Consider the following 16,990-nt stretch of genomic DNA (forward strand, 5'->3'; position numbering starts at 1 on the left):
CCGTACGCCTATCTAAAGGATGTTCTCACGCGTCTACCGACGCAGCGGGCGAGTGAAATCGAGCAGCTGCTTCCGCATAAGTGGCAGCCGGTTTAATCACGCAAGACGTGTTGCCCGGACGCATACGGTTGGCCATCACCGCGTTGAGAAAAGTAGGATTGTAGCGACCATCATCCGTACCCTCTTCAATGCACTGGAAATCCAGTTTTTTTCTCCGAGCATTGGGCCCCAACGCTCGGCTTGCTCGGTGGCCACCTTGGCTAAACTGCTACTCGCGACAAAGGCTGTCTCATTAGCTTTATCTCTGGCTAGTTGCAGGAAGGTCTGGACCAGCTCGCGCATCTCCTTGCAAGCCCGGTCTATACGTTCAATCTGCACACGCTCGCGCTGCTCAAGCTTCACCTCTGCAAGCAACTCACAGGAAGTGGCAATGATCATGAGTGGGGTGCGCAATTCATGGCTGACATCACTGGTGAATAGCCGTTCACGCTCCAGTGACTGACGCACTTGGCCCAACGTGCTGTCAAAGGCAGCTGCCAGTTGACCAATTTCGTCATCAGGGTAATCGGGAGCAAGTGGCGGAGCCAAAGAGTGCAATTGGTCGCGATGACGCACCTGCTGAGCCAAGCGACTGATGGGCGCCATCACCTTACGCGCCATGACTAGCCCGAGCCCCCATGCGGCTGCGATGGTCAGTAGAAAGCCTGCTAGTACAACATCGAATAGAACTTGCTCACGGGCCTCGAACTCGTGTTGTTCTTGCACCAATAGATAGGTCTGATTGTTGATTTCCTGGACATAGACATAGAACGCCTCATTGCCATCGACGACCTCATTGAAGCCTTCTTCCAGATTTGCATACTGCTCGGGAATGGCATATTCGGAATGGCTAGAGGCGAAAAATCGGGTACTAGAGTCCAAACGTGGTGGCCGACCTCGATTGATATCCTGGTGCAGCACGGTATTCAGTTCCCGCTGTAACTCCTCGGAAACCAGATGTTCTTCGACAAAGTGCACCACCGCTACGATGCCTATGGAAAAGATGCCGCTTACCATTACGGTCATCAATACAAAGGCAAGCAGGATGCGCCGTGCAAAAGGTTGTTTAGATACCATCAGTTTTCTCCGCAAGGCGGTAACCAACACCATGCTGAGTATGCAGCAGCTCTGTATTGAAGGGTTTATCGAGAACCTGACGGAGTTGGTGGATATGGCTTCTCAAGCTATCGCTATCGGGGCAGTCATCTCCCCAGAGCGCTTCCTCCAGTACTTCGCGGCGTACCACGGCCGGGCTTTTCTGCATCAACACAGCTAATAACTTTAGACCAATGGGATTCAGCTTGAGCGGTCGGCCTGCTCGACTGACATGCAACGTATCTAAGTCATAGATCAGATCCGCTACTTTCAATTGGCGTTTTCGGCTGCCTTGGCTGCGGCGCAGGATCGCCTCGATACGCGCGACTAACTCGGATAGGGCAAAGGGTTTGATCAGATAGTCGTCAGCTCCGACGTTGAGGCCGTGCAGCCGGTCGTCAAGCGCATCACGGGCAGTCAGCATAAGGATTGGTACCTCGCTCTGGCCATCCTCACGCAGGCGTTTGCACACCTGATAACCGTCGATGCCCGGCAGCATGATGTCAAGCACGATCAAATCGTAGTGCCCCGTGCTGGCTAGGTGTAAGCCGCTCAAGCCATCCTGCGCGCAGTCGACGCCGAAGCCCTTTAGCTGCAGGTAGTCCGTAAGCGTCCGAGCTACACCGCCTTGCAACTCAAACCTTAATCCGTTTAAACCACTGGTTCACGCGCTCGCACTCAAATGTCACCGGATCAAAAACATCGCCATGCCATTCAACCATGGCGTCATGCTCTGGATGATCGGGGTTGCCCATCGCCTCCAGAAACTCCTCGTAACCAGGTCCGCCACCCACGTCTTCCGGTGGGCAAGCATTGGCGCCGTCGATGCAGTACGGCACCTGAGGACAGGCAACAGCGGGTAGCGTTTTTTCGACCTTGATACTGTGATGCCAGCTGTCACCAAAGTCGTAGAGATAATTGAATGTCCGCTTTCCGCTCAGCGCCTTGATCAGCGTTTTACGGGCTTCCGGGTTCACCGTCGGCCCCCAACCATCAGGGTCGGGCATGCCGTAGTTCTCACCGGCAATTTCAAACTCATGTAGATGGCTATCACTCCATCCCATCACGACCTGGATGACATGGTGCAGCTTGCCCAAGGTGATGTTTTCAGGCACTGCGAACCGACGCCAAATCTTCGGAGTGATCCACTTCAGCTCGATGTGCAGCAGTAACAGGTCGGGGGCGGGTTTGGGTAAACGGACAGTTTTAACCATGGATCAGGCGGCCTCGCAGTGTTCAGTGTGATTCAAAGAAATGTTCCAAGGCAGCAACTCGCTCACCCGATTGATCGGGTGTTCGGCAATGTGCTCAAGTACGTAGGCCAGATAGGCCTGTGGGTTTAACCCGTTTAGCTTGGCAGTACCCACCAGGCTGTAAATCGCAGCGGCTCGTTCTCCGCCGGCATCGGAACCGGCAAACAGGTAGTTTTTGCGGCCCAGCGCGACGGCGCGTAGCGCCCGTTCGGCGGCGTTGTTGTCGATTTCGATTCGGCCGTCATTGCAGTAGCGCGTTAAGGCCTGCCACCGGTTGAGGGCATAGAGGATTGCACCGCCCAATGCCGACTTTTTCGACAGTTGAGTCAGCGTCTGATTAAGCCATGCGTGCAGGTGCTCCAGCAGCGGACTGGCCCGACTTTGCCGAACCGTTTTTCGCAGGTTGGGCGGCTGCCCTCGGATCTCGCTTTCGATGGCATACAGGGCTGCAATCCGTTGCAGCGCCTCGGCGGCAAGGGGTGAAGCCAAGTCTTTGTAGACATCGTAAAACTTGCGCCGGGCGTGAGCCCAGCATGCAGCTTCCTCAATAGTGCCCGTCGCATACAGCTGAGCAAAACCGGCGTAGCCGTCAGCCTGCAAGATCCCGCTAAAGCCCTTGAGATGAGCGCGCGGATGTTGCCCCTTGCGATCCGGCGAGTAGGCAAACCAAACTGCCGCCGGTGTCGAGTCACCCGCAGGTCGGTCCTCCCGCACGTATGTCCACAGGCGAGCCGTTTTGGTCTTGCCGCTGCCCGGCGCGAGCACGCCAATCGGCGTGTCGTCTGCATGGACTTTGTGACCGCTCATGACGTGGTGCTCAAGGGCGTTGATCAGCGGCCTGAGCAATTGACTGCTCTGGCCCACCCAGTCGGCCAGGGTTGAGCGCTCCAGCTCCACGCCCTCACGGGCGTAGATCTCGGACTGCCGGTACAGCGGCAGATGATCGACAAACTTGGAGACCAGCACATGGGCCAACAACCCCGGGCCTGCAAGGCCTCGGGCTATCGGACGACTCGGCGCCGGCACCTGGGCGATGTGCTCGCAGCAGCGACAGACCCACTTCGGACGGACATGGCAAATAACTTTGAAACGTGCCGGAACGTACTCCAGCACTTCGGACACATCCTCACCCAAATAGCGAAGCTTCCCACCGCAGCCCGTGCATTGCGACTCGGGCTGATGCACGTGAGTTTCGCGAGGCAGGTGTTCGGGCAATGGTTTGCGGCGCGAAACTGCGCGAGGGGCCGGTTCGACTGGCGGTGTCATTTCGGCTTGGCTGACTTGCAGCTCTTCAAGGCTCAACTGGAGTTGATCGATCATTGCGTCCAGTTGCTCGGAGCTGCGACCGAACTGCGTACGACGCAGCTTGGCGATCATCATTTTCAAGCGCTCAATCTCTGCCCGCTGGGCAGAGACCAGAGTCTTCAAGGCTTGAAGATCGTTCGGCAGGGAGTCGGTCACGAGAGTCATGAGCGCATGTTACTGGGGATTTTTTCAGCGCGGCAAGTCAGACCGCGAGGACAGGCGCTGTACGAATTGGCCTGCGCCAATCAATGCCTTCCAACAGCATCGATAACTGCGCAGGCGTCAGCGACACGCTGCCGCTGGTTGCTTGCGGCCAGACGAAGCGCCCTTGTTCCAACCGTTTGCAAAACAGACACAAGCCGTCGCCATCCCACCACAACAGCTTGATCCGGTCACCGCGCCGTCCGCGAAAGGCAAAGATCTGACCGGAAAACGGGTCGGCTTCCAACTGTGTCTGCACCAGTGCCGCTAAACCATCGAAGCCACGGCGCATATCCGTGACGCCGGCGGCGATCCAGATACGGGTTCCAGCGGGCGGGGCAATCATCGCAGCAACTGCTGCAAGACGAATTGCAGCGTCTGCGGATCGGGTGCGCCCATGATACGCAGCTTGGCTTTTCCGACCTCAACTGCGATCTCGGAATGACACTCCGCCTGTGGCTGGACGACGCGCGGCAGATCGATTGGCGCCTCCATCACCTGGACGGGCAAAAGCGTTGCGCTCTGGCTGACGGTACCGAATACCCCTTCCTGATATTGATGCCGCCAGCGAAACACCAGGTTGGCATTGACGTCATGCTCACGAGCGATCAACGACACGGAGGCGCCAGGCTGGAGGGTCGCCTCGACGACTTGGCGTTTGAACGCCAGCGAGAAGTTGGGGCGGCGGCCAGTTCGACGGGCTGGGGCAACAGTATCCAAGATAGTGTCCACAAAAAAATGGTGTCCACTATCTTGGCTAATTTGGAGGGCTGTCAGGAGAGGGTGCTGGCCGGACGGTTAGAGCGCCAGTTAAAGCTGGCAGAGGATAGTCGATGAAAGTTCGATACTGGTAAGAAATGGCGAATCAACCAGACCCCGAGTCATGCATGTTGCACCGTGAGGTGCAGGGTGAAGCGTTGACAGGGGAAACCGATGGGCCAGCCATTGAGCCGCGTAATCAGGAATTCGGGATGCCGATGCTGTTAACCGAAGCAGAAGGCAATACGGAGCATGGCGTTATACGCCAGTCATGCTCTGATCCCGCGCGGTCGGAGACCCTGTGCACGTCGGGAAGTCCTTTGCACAGAAACTGGGAGATCTCAGCGGTGCCCGGTGCGCAAGCACCGGGCGGAGGAGGAAAGGCCAAAAGCCGTAACCCTGCTGCCTACGTCGCTGAGAAGTCGGATACGTCCGTAGTACCTGAGAAGCCATCGAACAAGGGGCCAAGCCCTGCGGAGATAGTGGAGGAAAGGGACGTAGCCAAGGGAAACACCGACACGTCCCCCGCGCCCCGGACACAGAGTCGGATCAGTTGCGCGTCGATGGGACTTGAAGGTGTACGTGAAGCAGCCCGAAGGAACAAGGGCATGCAGTTCACGGCATTGCTGCACCACATCACACCGCAGTTATTGGCGCAGAGCTTCTATGCCTTGCGCCGCGATGCAGCGGTGGGCGTGGACGGCATGTCGTGGCGAGAATATGAGGAAGGTCTTCTCCAGCGGGTGACCGATTTGCACGCAAGGCTCCACAGTGGAGCCTATCGGGCAACGCCATCGCGGCGGGTGTACATTCCCAAAGCCGATGGCAGGCAGCGCCCGTTGGGCATTGACTCTTTGGAGGACAAGATTGTACAGCAGGCGGTTGTTACCGTTCTGAATGCGATCTATGAAGAGGACTTTCTTGGATTCTCGTATGGGTTTCGACCGGGCCGCAGTCAGCACGATGCGCTGGCTGCGTTAACGGTCGCGCTGAAAAGCCAAAAGGTGAACTGGATACTTGATGCGGATATCACGTCGTTCTTTGATGAGATCGACCATGAATGGATGCTGATGTTTCTGGGACACCGAATTGCAGACCGGCGCTTGCTCGGGCTTATCTGCAAATGGCTTCAAGCGGGCGTTGTGGAGGATGGCCGTAGGGTGGCTGCGACCAAGGGGACGCCCCAAGGCGCAGTGATATCGCCGCTGCTGGCGAATATCTATCTTCACTACGTGCTGGATCTATGGGCAAGGCAGTGGCGCGAGCGCCACGCCCGTGGCGATGTGATTGTCGTGCGCTACGCGGATGACAGTGTGGTGGGGTTCAGGACGAAAGTGCAGGCCCAGCAGTTTCTGGTGCAGTTGCAGGAACGGTTGGCCAGGTTCGGCCTATCGCTCAACGCCTTGAAAACACGACTGATCGAGTTTGGTCGTTTTGCTGTGACGAATCGCAGGAAACGAGGTTTGAGAAAACCGGAGACTTTTGATTTTCTGGGTTTCACCCACTGTTGTAGTGTCAGCCGACGCGGTGACTTCCAAGTACTGCGACTGACTGTCAAAAAGCGTATGCGTGCGACGCTTCTTGCTATCCGTGAGGAGTTGAGTCGCCGGCGTCATGACCTTGTCCGGGTTCAAGGGCAATGGCTCAAACGTGTGGTGAGCGGTTACTTCAATTACCACGCGGTACCGGGGAACCTGATACGTCTTAGCGGTTTTCGTTTGGCGGTATGCCGTCTCTGGCGGCAAGCCCTTAAGCGACGCAGCCAGCGTAATCGGCTTCAATGGTCACGGTACGGACGCCTTGCCGATCTCTACATCCCGAGACCTAGAAATGCACATCCTTACCCTGAGGATCGCTTTGCGTCACATACCCGAGGCAGGAGCCGTATGCGGTAGTTCCGCACGTACGGATCTGTGCGGGGGGCGGCAGGTAACTGCCGTTCCTACCGCGACCGGTAGTCCAGCACATTGGCCAGGATGTCGCGGTTGTCTTCGATGACCAGAATACGCATCGGCTGATTACTCTTTGATTTTGACGCTTTTTTCACGTCGCTTTGACAGGCTACTAACAGAGGCAAATGCAGACTGCGGCCCGTTCATCCAAAAAGGATCATACGATGCCCCAGCTTCATTATGCGCAAATTCGCTACTTATCCATAGTCGTGCTGGCGTGGCTAACGGTATTCACTCTGACTCGGAGCCTGTTGCTGGTTAGCCACCTGGCAGATGCGAATATCAGCATTTCGAACCTTATGGGCTTGTATGCCATAGGGATGATCTACGACTTGAGCTTCCTGCTTTACGCGACCTTGCCAATGGCGCTTTACCTGCTGCTTTGCCCGCGCGCGATTTGGCAGCAGCGCTGGCACAAAAAGTTTATGGCCAGCGCCATGGCCCTCAGTCTATTCGTCATGCTGTTCACTGCTGTTGCGGAATGGCTGTTTTGGGACGAATTCGGCGTACGCTTCAATTTCATCGCCGTCGACTACCTGGTGTACTCCGAGGAGGTGATCAACAACATTCTTGAGTCCTACCCGATTTACCCCTTACTGGCATTGCTCGCCATCTTGGCCATTGGTCTGACATTCATCCTTCGCCGCCCCCTAGCAGCTGCCTTGGATGCCCCACGCATGGCACCTAAGCAAGCTTTATATAGTCTGGGTGTTTTGCTCTTGCTGGCCGGGCTTAGTAGCGCTTTTGTTGGGCAGAACTCCCCCCGTGGAATAGGTGGTAATGCCTATCAGCGCGAGCTGGCGAGCAATGGGCCTTTCCAGTTCTTTGCTGCGTTTCGGAATAACGAACTGGACTACCAGCAGTTTTACTCGACCCTGCCGGAGTCCGAAGTCGCCGGGTTGTTGCGAAGCGAGGTGAGCGAGCCCAATGCCCGTTTCATAGGCAGTGATCCGCTAGACATTCGCCGTGAAATCGATAATCCAGGGCAACCAAAACGCCTGAACGTAGTACTGGTGACCATCGAGAGTTTGAGTGCCAAATACTTGGGCAGTTTCGGTGACAACCGCGGATTGACCCCGAATCTGGACGCGCTACGCAAGCAGAGTCTGGCATTCAGTAACTTTTACGCCACGGGTACCCGAACTGACCGTGGCCTAGAAGCCATCACCCTGTCTATTCCACCAACGCCGGGGCGTTCGATCGTCAAGCGTATTGGTCGTGAAGCTGGTTATGCAAGTCTAGGTCAGCAGTTCGCCGCCCAAGGGTATGACAGTGCATTTCTCTACGGCGGGCGTGGTTACTTCGACAACATGAATGCTTTTTTTGGCGGCAACGGCTATCGCATCGTTGACCAAAGCAGCGTGGCCGAGGCGGATATTGCTTTCAAAAACGCCTGGGGCATGTCGGATGAAGACCTCTATAAACAAGCCCTCAAAATTGCAGATGCCGACCATGCAGCCGGCAAACCTTTCTTCCTGCAATTGATGACCACCTCAAATCATCGACCCTATACCTACCCTGAAGGTCGCATCGACATACCTTCCGGTGACGGTCGCGAAGGAGCGGTGAAGTATACCGACTACGCCATTGGCCAACTCCTTGCCCAAGTGCGGGAAAGACCCTGGTTCAAGGACACGCTGTTCGTCTTCGTCGCCGATCACACTGCAGGCAGCGCCGGTAAGGAAGATCTGCCGGTGGCCAACTACCACATCCCGCTGTTTATTTACGCTCCGGAACATATCGAACCTAGAGAGTTCACCGATGTTGTCAGTCAGATCGACCTGGCTCCAACTTTGTTGGGCATGCTCAATATCGACTATGTCTCAACGTTTTTCGGGCGCAACGTGCTGCGAGAGGATCGCACTGCTGGGCGCGCTCTGGTTGGTAACTACCAGCACCTAGGACTGTTCGATGGCAATAATCTGGCCATTCTCAGTCCAAGGCGTGGCATGCGCAAACATGAAGACGCATTGGGGTTGAGCCATGAGTCGATCATTGGCACCGATGACGGGCTGCTGCGTCGCGATATCGCCTACTACCAGGGTGCTAGCTATGCCTTTCAGAAGGGACTTATAGCTTGGCGGTCAGGGTTACTGCCAGATGAAAAGTTGGGCCTGCGTTAACCCACTCATGCATTACAGGCACCGCCTGGCGGTGCTTTGATTTGGAGCTACTGAAATGACGGCCGACCGCTCAGAAAGCGCTTCTCGGTACTTTGATTTCCGTCTTGCGATAGGTATTCCATTAGGGCTTATGGCCTTACTGTTGTTGCTTGACCCTAGTGGAGTTGATTTCGCTTTGGCAGAACTGTTTTACGAGCCGGGCCAGGGCTTTATCGGTCGTCACAGCTTCTGGCTGGAAGACATACTCCATGACCGGGCGAAGCAAGCTGTTATTTTCGTGGGCGTAATGGCCATTTTCGGTTTCGTACTAAGTCTTATGCCAACCAGGTTAAGTCCCCTTCGTCGTCAACTAGGTTACCTGGTACTGGCATTGGCTTTATCAACCAGTATTGTCACTCCGCTGAAAACAATGACTGGCGTGCACTGTCCATGGAGTTTGAGCGAGTTCGGGGGAGCAGAAACTTTTACACCTTTGCTTAGTGAGCGCGCGCCAACCGAAAAGCCAGGGCGCTGTTGGCCAGGGGGGCATGCCTCGGCAGGGTTCTCTCTGTTGGCTCTGTTTTTCGCACTGCGCGACAGGCGTCCTCGCACCGCTCGCATTGCTTTAGTTGTTGCGTTGGGACTGGGAGCCGTGTTTTCGCTAGGACGTATGATGCAGGGCGCGCATTTCCTCTCGCATAACCTGTGGACCTTGTTGTTCGACTGGCTGATCGGAGTGCTGTGCTACCGGTGGATTCTCTATAAAGCGCCACAACCAATGCAACTGTCTCAGCTTGCGCCTGATTTAGCGGGAAGACAGAACTGATGCAAGGTCTTCTATGGTTTCTTCGCCTGTGCCTGGCAGCGCTGGTATTGGTCGCTGCATTGGTAGCACTGCCTGTTAGCATGGCCTGGAGTGCCGCGCCTACAATTCAGAGCCTGGCTGGCGAGACTCGGCCACAGAGTTGGGCGGAGCCGCTAGATGAGCGGTTGAACCTGTATCGGATACAGCCAAATCTCTATCGCAGTGCCTTGCCTGATAATGAGGCTGAACCGATGCTCAAAGAACTGGGCGTCACGACAGTGATCAATTTCTATCAACGTAGCGACTCAGCTTGGCTGCATGATCCAAAAATGCGCCAGATTCACCTGCCATTCCATACTGACAGAGTTGATGATACGGATGTGATCGCAGCATTACGGAGCATTCGACAGTCACAAGAGCTCGGTTCTGTGCTGATTCACTGTAAGCATGGACAAAATAGAACTGGCCTGATTGCGGCTCTATATCGCATCGTTTATCAGGGCTGGAGCAAGGAGCAAGCTCTGGCTGAAATGCGCGGTGGCGGCTTTGGCGGTGAGCAGCGATTAGACGATGCCGAACGATACTTGCAACAAGTCGATATAGAGCAACTTAAGATTGCACTTGAGGGTGGAGCTTGTAGTACAAGTCCATTGGCCTTGTGTGCGATGAAGGCTTGGATAGTCGATATGCTTAAAGTGTAATGCCAGTAACGGCATACCGAACGGTAGCGTGACGATGCAGAGATCCCAAGCTATATTGCAGTTTCATCCGTGTGCCCCTCTTACTATGCCGCCTACGGGCGGCTTTTCTTTTTCAGGACTCAAACCTGCACCGAGTTTGGCTTGAACCCAACGCCAGCTATCGTTCATGGCCTGGAACAAGATCACCCAACGGTGCAATCGTCATCTGAGCAATGCGTATCCAAGAACTCAGCGTTTCGAGATCTAGCCGTACCGATTCGGCCGCTTCCCAAATGCTGACATTCTCAGTTGGGACTGTCGGTACGACGCCCTCGATTACCGTCAGCGCCATTGCATGCAACCGCAGTAGCTCGTCGCGCATGTCATTAATTCCACCCAACTCTGCCAGACATGCATCCAGTCGGCCAACCAACTGCAGAAGCCGGGTGGTGTCGAAGTTCGCTCGCAGCCTTTCCAGTGCTACAGAATCCACTTCGCCGTAAGGAGTAGTCTGAAAAGACGCCGGCGGAACCTCAATCATGTTGCCTCCTCGGCATCGGCCTTGCTGGCCGTATTGACTCGTAGCAAGCCGGCAGCCTGCTGGAATACCGAATCCTTGATCCAAGGCTCCGGTGGCCGATTGAGCTTGAGGTTGAACTCGCCAAAGCGTTTGACGTTGCTGGTCAGGTAGGGACTTAGGAACGACACGTCCTCATCAGTAAACTGCCAGCCCTCGCGGGCCAGTTTCTGCAGGATACGCATCATGTCCACAGTGTTCTGCAGGATCACCGACGAGGCCACCATGTCGTTGTAGCGCAGTCGCTTCTGTTGCTCGTCCGGATCGTTCTCAGCAATCACATCGCCGCCGAAGGACAGCCACTTGGAGAATCCGTTGTAGGACTCGATCTTGTTGGTGTTTGCCGTGACTTCCTGGCGCAGCTCGCGGCTACCGATCCAGTTGAGCAGGAATATCGTGCGGATCACGCTGCCCAGCGCCTGTGCCGCGTGGTAGAGCTTGTTGCGCCTGCTGTAGGAACCGAGTTTTCGCAGCAGCATAGGCGAGGAGATTTTGCCGGCCTGGATTGATAGCGCGACCTGCATCAGATCCTGCCAGTGGGTTTCGATCAGGTGCCAGTCGGCAGTGTCGGTGAACAGGCGGTTGATGTGCTTGTATGATACGCCGCGATCCGGCCGGCACATCACCAGGTCGCGCCAGTTGCGGATACGCGGCATCAGGTTGATGCCCAGCAGATGGGTGAAGGCAAACACCGTGGCCGACTGCCCTTGGGTGTCCGAGTACACCGTATCGGGTTCGACGCTGAGGTCTACTTTGAGTAGCCCCTCGATCACATAGATCGCCTCCCAGATACCCGGCGGGATGAAGTGCTGGAACACGGCGATGTAGTTGTTGGCCACATGCCGGTAGGCCACAGCCCCCATTTTGCGGTAGCGGAAGTGGTAGCCGGCCAGCAGATTGTCGTCATAGAAGTCGAACTGCGTACCGTCCGCGGCCACCGCCTTGCCATCGCCCCAGAGCTTGGGCAGATCAAGTTGTAGGTAGAGTTCCACCAACTCGCGGTTGGCCTTGTCCAGCTTCTCCAGCGAGAGGTGACGACGATTCGTGTAGGACAGCATGTGTGGCGTTACATTACCGGCCAGATGCCGCGCGGCCTGGTTAGGGCCTAGGTTGCAGCCCATGGCGAAGATCGTCATCAGGTAGCGCTCGGCAGGCTCTTTTAGCTTCGGCTCGTTACCGGACATCGGCCCGAAATGCCGAGTGAACTGAATCCAATGCTCGATGTTGGCCATGATGTCGAGCACATGCCTGGCCGGCATGCGCTGCATGAGCGCAGTCTGTAGCGAGATAGCCGAAGGCGGGATATCTCGAGCGGTCACTCGGCGGAGAACCGGCTCGCCGGTTTCGTTGATCGATACGTCCCCTCGGCATGATGGGAATTTCTCGTCTAGTTGCTGCGCTGTTTCCTCAAGCTGGGCCTTGAGAGAGGCTACAAACTCCTTCGCTGTACCAGGCAGCCCCATTTTTTCGCAGTAGGCCGGTAGTCGCTGGAGACATTCTTCCCAGGGCAGCAATTGCTTGCGATAGTCGGCGAAGGATTCCGACCCTTGCACGCACATGTCGCCGGATCGCAGCTCGCTGGCCAGGTAAGAGAAAACGCAAACCTCCAGATAGCGCCGGTTGGTCGGTGGCCCCTCACTGGCAGGACGGCGAACGACCTTGACCCAGCGCTCCGACGCGAACGACAAGTCCACGTACTCGTCGATCCATTCGCGGTGTAGATTCTCGCTGTCCTGGATCAGTTGAAGTGCCTGAGTCAGCGACCGATCCTGAGTCGTGGGCTCCAGTTGGAGAAGATGGCTGAGACGGAACAATAGCGAGCGATGGGATCTGAAGTGCTTCCAGATAAGTGGCAGGTAGTTATTACCGCCGGTAGCTTGGACTTCGGCGCAAGTCTCACGCAACCGATCCAGATTGCCATCGGGGGAGAGGTATTCCCGAATCAGGCTGCCTGCTTCCTGATCATCCGGTTCTTGAACCAGAATTTGCACCACGCCGTCTAGGGTCGCCGCCAACTGCTCCAACTTCTGTCGTTGTCGTGCCTGGATTTGCTCCAACTCCTCCTTGGCGCGTTTATGAATCGTCGAAATCCGTCGGATGAACATCTCGGCCAGGTGATCTCGTGTCCGCACACGCATGCGGTAGATCAAAGCCAGCATCAGCGTATAGCGCTTCGGTAGCGAGCAGTCCTTCAGCTCGGAGACGTCCGATGCTGCTGCCTGGGCAGCGAAGTGGCGGATCTTGGTATCGACGATGCCCTCAAATATAGCGTCGAGATTCCCGAAGCTTTCCAGCCAGGCCAAGTGATCAATCAGTACTTCCAAGTGCTTGCGGGAGGGCTTCTTAGGCGCCTGTTTCAGCGTATTGAAATCGCTTTGGCGCCGACCGAAGTCGGTTTCGAGCAGCTCCTTCAGCTTGTAGATCACCTCGATTGGGGCGCGAGTTACGACTAGGTTGAAGGTAACTTCCTGGGCACTCGCCAAGGCGGTTTCTGCGAGGTTGTTGAGCGTCGAATAAGCCGGAAGCTCATAGCCACGCTGAATCAGCTCATCAAGCATGGCATTGATGAGATCGACTCGCTGCTCAAGAACTACAGCGCAGTCACGTGCGATCTGCTCAGTAACCGCTAGCCCGTCGCTGCTGTAGAAGGGGGTAACCTGCAGGTACTGCCGTACCGCTGCTTGGTGCCGGTAAAGGGTGCGGGGGTTGCTATAGCGCGGAGCTATTCGTGCGCCGTAGCGGAGGCATTGCCGGACATGGCTAATGAGTTCCTGAGGTAGTTCCTCGAACGGAACGAAATAGTGTAGCTGCTGGAACACCTTTAGCTGGATTGCCAGCCCAATCGATAGCGCTGGACTCTTAGCGGTGTTGTTGACCCATTCGATCTCTGAATCAGACAGGGAATAGCTTCGATGAAGCTCCTTGGCCGGTAGCTGGCTGGGCAAGCTAGGGTAGGCTGTTCTTTCCACCGATGCCATTGAACACATCCCCCAAGCGAGGCAAAAGCATCAGCATAGACGTCTAGCCAGACGGTGGTTGATCAGTAAGTCATGAGGCCTAGAATGACATTTCAAATCATCGACTTACAGAACGAATGTCCTAATTTTTGCCTTATCTCGGCATAACCCCTTGATTGCATGATCGCATCGGAGTGTGAACCGCATGATGTTTGTCTGCCTTTGCTCTCGCGTGGGCTGGCGGTACGCAGTTCACACTCCAATGCGCTCTCATAGAGAGGGTCGGGCAGTTAACGACAACTGCAGTGGCGCTAGTTGTCCAGGATGGTTCTGGGACCGTATGATCTGATCGGTGTCTTAGTTTGACGCTGAGACTCACACCCTTTGAAGGACAAGAGCATGGGAAAGTACTTCGGTAATTCAGGCTTATTCAAGGCTGCTTCGTATTCCAGCAACGAGCTTCTGGTCAGCTGCATCACCAGCTGGGAGCTGAAAAATATTGCTCTAAATACGAAGGAGTTTTTGATATGTCCAAAGAACTACTCGGAGTTTCTGCTCTAGGCTTGATGGTGGTCGGTGAGTTCTGTGCAATCTACAGTGAGGTGGTAGTCGCCAAGCTTGCCCAAACAGGTAGCGCTTCCTGGGAAACACTAGCGCTTCCCGTGGTGCTAATGTGTTTTGCAGGAATTTGTCTACTGGCAGCATACTGGCTCGGTTACGTTGCGGTCGGTGATATCTGGATCGTCACCGTGGTATCAGTCACGTCTCTGTTGCTTCTCGAGCCTGTTGTTGTCTGGTCTCTGTTCCATGAAGCGCCAGGGCGGGGGGCACTCATCGGCTTCATCCTGGGAGCCTTGGGCATGCTTTCCACTGCATTGCTTTAACTCACCCTCCTGGCCCAGCATTTAATTGCTGGGCCAATTCGCGGGATCTTAAGCTTAAGTCTGCGCACTCTGTTCGGCGAACGGTTTTATCGTCTGGCCCTGCCGCCAAGACCATCTCGGCTACGTAGGCGAAGGTGCGCTGTTCATTGAGCCGCGGAACCCCTTGGAATTGGACGGGCGTCCATGGAGTAAATATGCTGTAAGCTGATGTTTTATAAGCCTTTATAGAGCATAGTAGAACTCTGTTACTAACTCTCGTGTCGCCGAAGAACATTTCGACAGGGCTCTAGGAAAATATTTTCAGCTCAAAAAATCTAAAATATGCCCACAGAGTCAGTTGACGCATGGCCTCAATTTTAGCGGTGTCTTGGGCGACGCGCTGCTCCAATAAACGTAGACCTTCTCGCATCACTTCGCTTGCATTTTGATAGCTGCCAGACTGATCAAAGTCATGGATAACTTGTTCCTGGTGAGCGGTGAGCACAACGTTTCTCGTTGCCCCAATGAACTCCATTTTTCGGTAAGCCGTAACTTCGATCATTGGCATATCATGCCGTTTTTGCTTGCGACTAAATGGTTAAAGGCTTGGGTCTGATGAAACGCGTCGTACGGGTGCGGCCAGGGACGAGGAGTGAGGAGCCCGCAGCGCGCTCGCAGGCCAGCCCACGCGCCTCAATCGGCTGCGTTTGCCCGTTCATGATCATTCAGGGCTACGGCCACGGCTTTGGCCACGTCGATAAACGCCCGCGCCGCCGCCGAGGGGTACACCCCTTTGCGCTGCATCAACACCGCCGTGCGCTGCAAGCGCTGCGGGGCCAGCTCAATCGCCACCAACTCGGGATGGGCCCGTGCAATCGCAGCCGGCAAGAGTGTCGACAAGGCAGTCCTGCGCACCACCTCAATCAAGGCGCCGATCACATTGGCCTCCATGACTACACGCGGGCGGATACCGTGCTGGTTGCAATAGCGGTCGATCTGGTCGCGGGTGGCGAACTCTTTGCTCAGCACAATCAGTGATTCGCTGTTCAGCGCTTCCAGCCCGATGGACGACTGGCCTGCCAACGGGTGTTGGCTGCCCACCACGAGCGCCAGGGTTTCCACCAGCAAGGGGTAAGCGTCGATGTCGGGCGCGTGTACCTCGTCAAAGGCGATGCCTACATCCAGCTCGTCAGCCAGCAGTTGGTTCTCCATCTGTTCCTGGGCAACTTCACGCACGGTCAACGTGATGTTGGGATAGCGACTGTGAAAGGCGTCCACCAGTGGCCCGACGAGGTACGTGGTGAAGGTGGGTGTGACGGCGATGCGCAAGGTGCCCCGGCTCAAATCGCCCACATCGTGGATGGCCCGTTTGCCTTGCTGTAGTTCCTGCGCCGCCCGCAACGCATGACGCAGGTAGACCTCACCGGCGTCGGTGAGGCGGGTCTTGCGCCCTGAACGATCAAACAGCTGAGCGCCCAGGCTTTCTTCCAGTTGTCGAACTTGCTGTGACAGCGCCGGTTGCGAGACATGCAGGGCCGCTGCCGCCTTAGTGAAACCTTGATGTTCCGCGACGGCGAGAAAGTATTGAAGGTGGCGCGCAAGCTTGTTTGTTTCCATAAGATTATCTGATGCAGTTGATCATATCTAAGACTTTTACCTTATTTTGAGGGCGCCGTAATCTTGGTTCATCGCAATGCGAGCAAAGGAGTTATCCCATGCAAGACATCATCGATGGTTTTCTGAAGTTTCAGCGCAATGCCTTTCCCAAGCGGGCCGGTCTGTTCAAAGACCTGGCCAATCAGCAAAACCCTCGTGCGTTGTTCATCTCCTGCTCCGACAGTCGCCTGGTGCCGGAGCTGGTCACCCAGCGTGAGCCGGGCGATCTGTTTGTGATCCGTAATGCCGGCAATATCGTGCCGTCCTATGGCCCTGAGCCGGGCGGCGTGTCGGCCTCGGTGGAATACGCCGTCGCTGCCTTGCAAGTCAGCGACATCGTGATCTGCGGCCACTCCGATTGCGGCGCCATGACGGCCATCGCCACCTGCACCTGCCTGGACCATATGCCTGCGGTGGCCGGCTGGTTGCGCTACGCCGATTCCGGCCGAGTGGTCAACGAAGCCCGCAAGCACGTCGATCAGCCCGCCAAAGTCGCATCCATGGTGCGCGAAAACGTGATCGCACAGTTGGCCAATCTCCAGACGCACCCGTCTGTGCGCCTGGCCCTTGAAGAAAAACGCGTGACGCTGCATGGCTGGGTCTACGACATCGAAAGCGGCTGCATCCAGGCTTTCGACAGCCGTACCGGCACGTTCGTAGCCTTGGCCGACTACCCAGTGAGCGCCGCCATCCCGGCAACACCTCGCTCCAACTGAAGTACCCAGGTACCTGCAGCGCAGGCAAGC

The 16,990-nt window shown here is 56.0% G+C and carries 15 protein-coding genes and 2 pseudogenes; 7 read left to right on the forward strand and 10 right to left on the reverse strand.

Going from position 1 to position 16,990, the window contains the following annotated elements:
* A partial coding sequence (locus FIV35_RS27995) for a transposase domain-containing protein (RefSeq protein WP_146374934.1) occupies nt 1-96 on the forward strand: 96 nt, incomplete at its 5' end.
* 22 nt (nt 97-118) lie between these two features.
* Here FIV35_RS27995 and FIV35_RS28000 read toward each other — a convergent pair.
* The 6 genes and pseudogenes from FIV35_RS28000 to tnpA all read right to left on the reverse strand — a co-directional run.
* Nucleotides 119-1,116: pseudogene (locus FIV35_RS28000) on the reverse strand (sensor histidine kinase); the annotation flags it as partial.
* The gene (locus FIV35_RS28005; RefSeq protein WP_034138749.1) at nt 1,106-1,768 is read right to left on the reverse strand and encodes a response regulator transcription factor; all 663 of its coding nucleotides are present in this window, start codon (nt 1,766-1,768) and stop codon (nt 1,106-1,108) included. The gene FIV35_RS28005 and the pseudogene FIV35_RS28000, both read right to left, overlap by 11 nt.
* A 1-nt stretch (nt 1,769) precedes the next feature.
* Nucleotides 1,770-2,348: a plasmid pRiA4b ORF-3 family protein gene (locus FIV35_RS28010; protein WP_034138748.1), complete on the reverse strand. Its 579-nt coding sequence runs from the start codon at nt 2,346-2,348 to the stop codon at nt 1,770-1,772.
* 3 nt (nt 2,349-2,351) lie between these two features.
* Nucleotides 2,352-3,857 (reverse strand): IS66 family transposase, encoded by a 1,506-nt coding sequence (gene tnpC / locus FIV35_RS28015; protein WP_034138747.1) that lies wholly within the window; start codon nt 3,855-3,857, stop codon nt 2,352-2,354.
* Between the two features lie 37 nt (nt 3,858-3,894).
* Nucleotides 3,895-4,239, reverse strand: coding sequence for an IS66 family insertion sequence element accessory protein TnpB (tnpB, locus tag FIV35_RS28020; protein WP_034138746.1), 345 nt, complete (start codon nt 4,237-4,239; stop codon nt 3,895-3,897).
* The gene (gene tnpA / locus FIV35_RS30420) at nt 4,236-4,613 is read right to left on the reverse strand and encodes an IS66-like element accessory protein TnpA (RefSeq protein WP_158276045.1); all 378 of its coding nucleotides are present in this window, start codon (nt 4,611-4,613) and stop codon (nt 4,236-4,238) included. Before tnpA ends, tnpB begins: the two co-directional genes overlap by 4 nt.
* Nucleotides 4,614-5,260: 647 nt before the next feature.
* Here tnpA and ltrA point away from each other — a divergent pair.
* The 4 genes from ltrA (at nt 5,261) to FIV35_RS28045 (ending at nt 10,212) form a co-directional block, all read left to right on the forward strand.
* On the forward strand, nt 5,261-6,547 hold the full coding sequence (gene ltrA, locus FIV35_RS28030; RefSeq protein WP_173668939.1) for a group II intron reverse transcriptase/maturase: 1,287 nt from the start codon (nt 5,261-5,263) through the stop codon (nt 6,545-6,547).
* 221 nt (nt 6,548-6,768) lie between these two features.
* Entirely contained in the window at nt 6,769-8,727 is a 1,959-nt protein-coding gene (locus tag FIV35_RS28035; protein ID WP_023082848.1) for an LTA synthase family protein, read from the forward strand.
* A gap of 55 nt (nt 8,728-8,782) precedes the next feature.
* Complete coding sequence (locus tag FIV35_RS28040) at nt 8,783-9,532, forward strand: phosphatase PAP2 family protein (protein WP_034138744.1); 750 nt, start codon at nt 8,783-8,785, stop codon at nt 9,530-9,532.
* Nucleotides 9,532-10,212 (forward strand): dual specificity protein phosphatase family protein, encoded by a 681-nt coding sequence (locus tag FIV35_RS28045; RefSeq protein WP_023082845.1) that lies wholly within the window; start codon nt 9,532-9,534, stop codon nt 10,210-10,212. Before FIV35_RS28040 ends, FIV35_RS28045 begins: the two co-directional genes overlap by 1 nt.
* A 157-nt stretch (nt 10,213-10,369) precedes the next feature.
* Here the strand turns inward: FIV35_RS28045 and tnpC (FIV35_RS28050) are convergent, their stop codons facing one another.
* Complete coding sequence (tnpC, locus tag FIV35_RS28050) at nt 10,370-10,732, reverse strand: Tn3 family transposase post-transcriptional regulator TnpC (protein WP_034138743.1); 363 nt, start codon at nt 10,730-10,732, stop codon at nt 10,370-10,372.
* Complete coding sequence (locus FIV35_RS28055; protein WP_034138742.1) at nt 10,729-13,746, reverse strand: Tn3 family transposase; 3,018 nt, start codon at nt 13,744-13,746, stop codon at nt 10,729-10,731. Before FIV35_RS28055 ends, tnpC (FIV35_RS28050) begins: the two co-directional genes overlap by 4 nt.
* A 545-nt stretch (nt 13,747-14,291) precedes the next feature.
* Between FIV35_RS28055 and FIV35_RS28060 the strand changes: the two genes are divergently transcribed.
* Nucleotides 14,292-14,609 carry a hypothetical protein gene (locus FIV35_RS28060; protein ID WP_080761465.1) on the forward strand — a complete coding sequence of 106 codons (318 nt, stop codon included), beginning with the start codon at nt 14,292-14,294 and terminating at the stop codon, nt 14,607-14,609.
* A 331-nt stretch (nt 14,610-14,940) separates the two neighbouring features.
* Here FIV35_RS28060 and FIV35_RS28065 read toward each other — a convergent pair.
* Nucleotides 14,941-15,123, reverse strand: a pseudogene (locus FIV35_RS28065) (ribbon-helix-helix domain-containing protein); the annotation flags it as partial.
* 158 nt (nt 15,124-15,281) lie between these two features.
* Nucleotides 15,282-16,205 carry a transcriptional regulator CynR gene (gene cynR / locus FIV35_RS28070; RefSeq protein ID WP_034138741.1) on the reverse strand — a complete coding sequence of 308 codons (924 nt, stop codon included), beginning with the start codon at nt 16,203-16,205 and terminating at the stop codon, nt 15,282-15,284.
* Between the two features lie 98 nt (nt 16,206-16,303).
* On the opposite strand from cynR, the gene FIV35_RS28075 reads away from it, so the two are divergent.
* Nucleotides 16,304-16,960, forward strand: a complete 657-nt coding sequence (locus tag FIV35_RS28075) for a carbonic anhydrase (protein WP_034138740.1) — start codon at nt 16,304-16,306, stop codon at nt 16,958-16,960.
* Nucleotides 16,961-16,990 lie beyond the last annotated feature (30 nt).

The organism is Pseudomonas rhodesiae (assembly GCF_007858255.1).
Classification (GTDB): Bacteria; Pseudomonadota; Gammaproteobacteria; order Pseudomonadales; family Pseudomonadaceae; genus Aquipseudomonas; species Aquipseudomonas rhodesiae.

Coding starts and splice junctions, on each gene's coding strand:
- tnpC (WP_034138747.1), bottom strand. CDS start 3,857: ATGACTCTCGTGACCGACTCCCTGCCGAACGATCTTCAAGCCTTGAAG.
- FIV35_RS28060 (WP_080761465.1), top strand. CDS start 14,292: ATGGTGGTCGGTGAGTTCTGTGCAATCTACAGTGAGGTGGTAGTCGCC.
- FIV35_RS28040 (WP_034138744.1), top strand. CDS start 8,783: ATGACGGCCGACCGCTCAGAAAGCGCTTCTCGGTACTTTGATTTCCGT.
- tnpC (WP_034138743.1), bottom strand. CDS start 10,732: ATGATTGAGGTTCCGCCGGCGTCTTTTCAGACTACTCCTTACGGCGAA.
- cynR (WP_034138741.1), bottom strand. CDS start 16,205: ATGGAAACAAACAAGCTTGCGCGCCACCTTCAATACTTTCTCGCCGTC.
- tnpB (WP_034138746.1), bottom strand. CDS start 4,239: ATGATTGCCCCGCCCGCTGGAACCCGTATCTGGATCGCCGCCGGCGTC.
- FIV35_RS28010 (WP_034138748.1), bottom strand. CDS start 2,348: ATGGTTAAAACTGTCCGTTTACCCAAACCCGCCCCCGACCTGTTACTG.
- FIV35_RS28075 (WP_034138740.1), top strand. CDS start 16,304: ATGCAAGACATCATCGATGGTTTTCTGAAGTTTCAGCGCAATGCCTTT.
- ltrA (WP_173668939.1), top strand. CDS start 5,261: ATGCAGTTCACGGCATTGCTGCACCACATCACACCGCAGTTATTGGCG.
- FIV35_RS28045 (WP_023082845.1), top strand. CDS start 9,532: ATGCAAGGTCTTCTATGGTTTCTTCGCCTGTGCCTGGCAGCGCTGGTA.
- FIV35_RS28055 (WP_034138742.1), bottom strand. CDS start 13,746: ATGGCATCGGTGGAAAGAACAGCCTACCCTAGCTTGCCCAGCCAGCTA.
- FIV35_RS28035 (WP_023082848.1), top strand. CDS start 6,769: ATGCCCCAGCTTCATTATGCGCAAATTCGCTACTTATCCATAGTCGTG.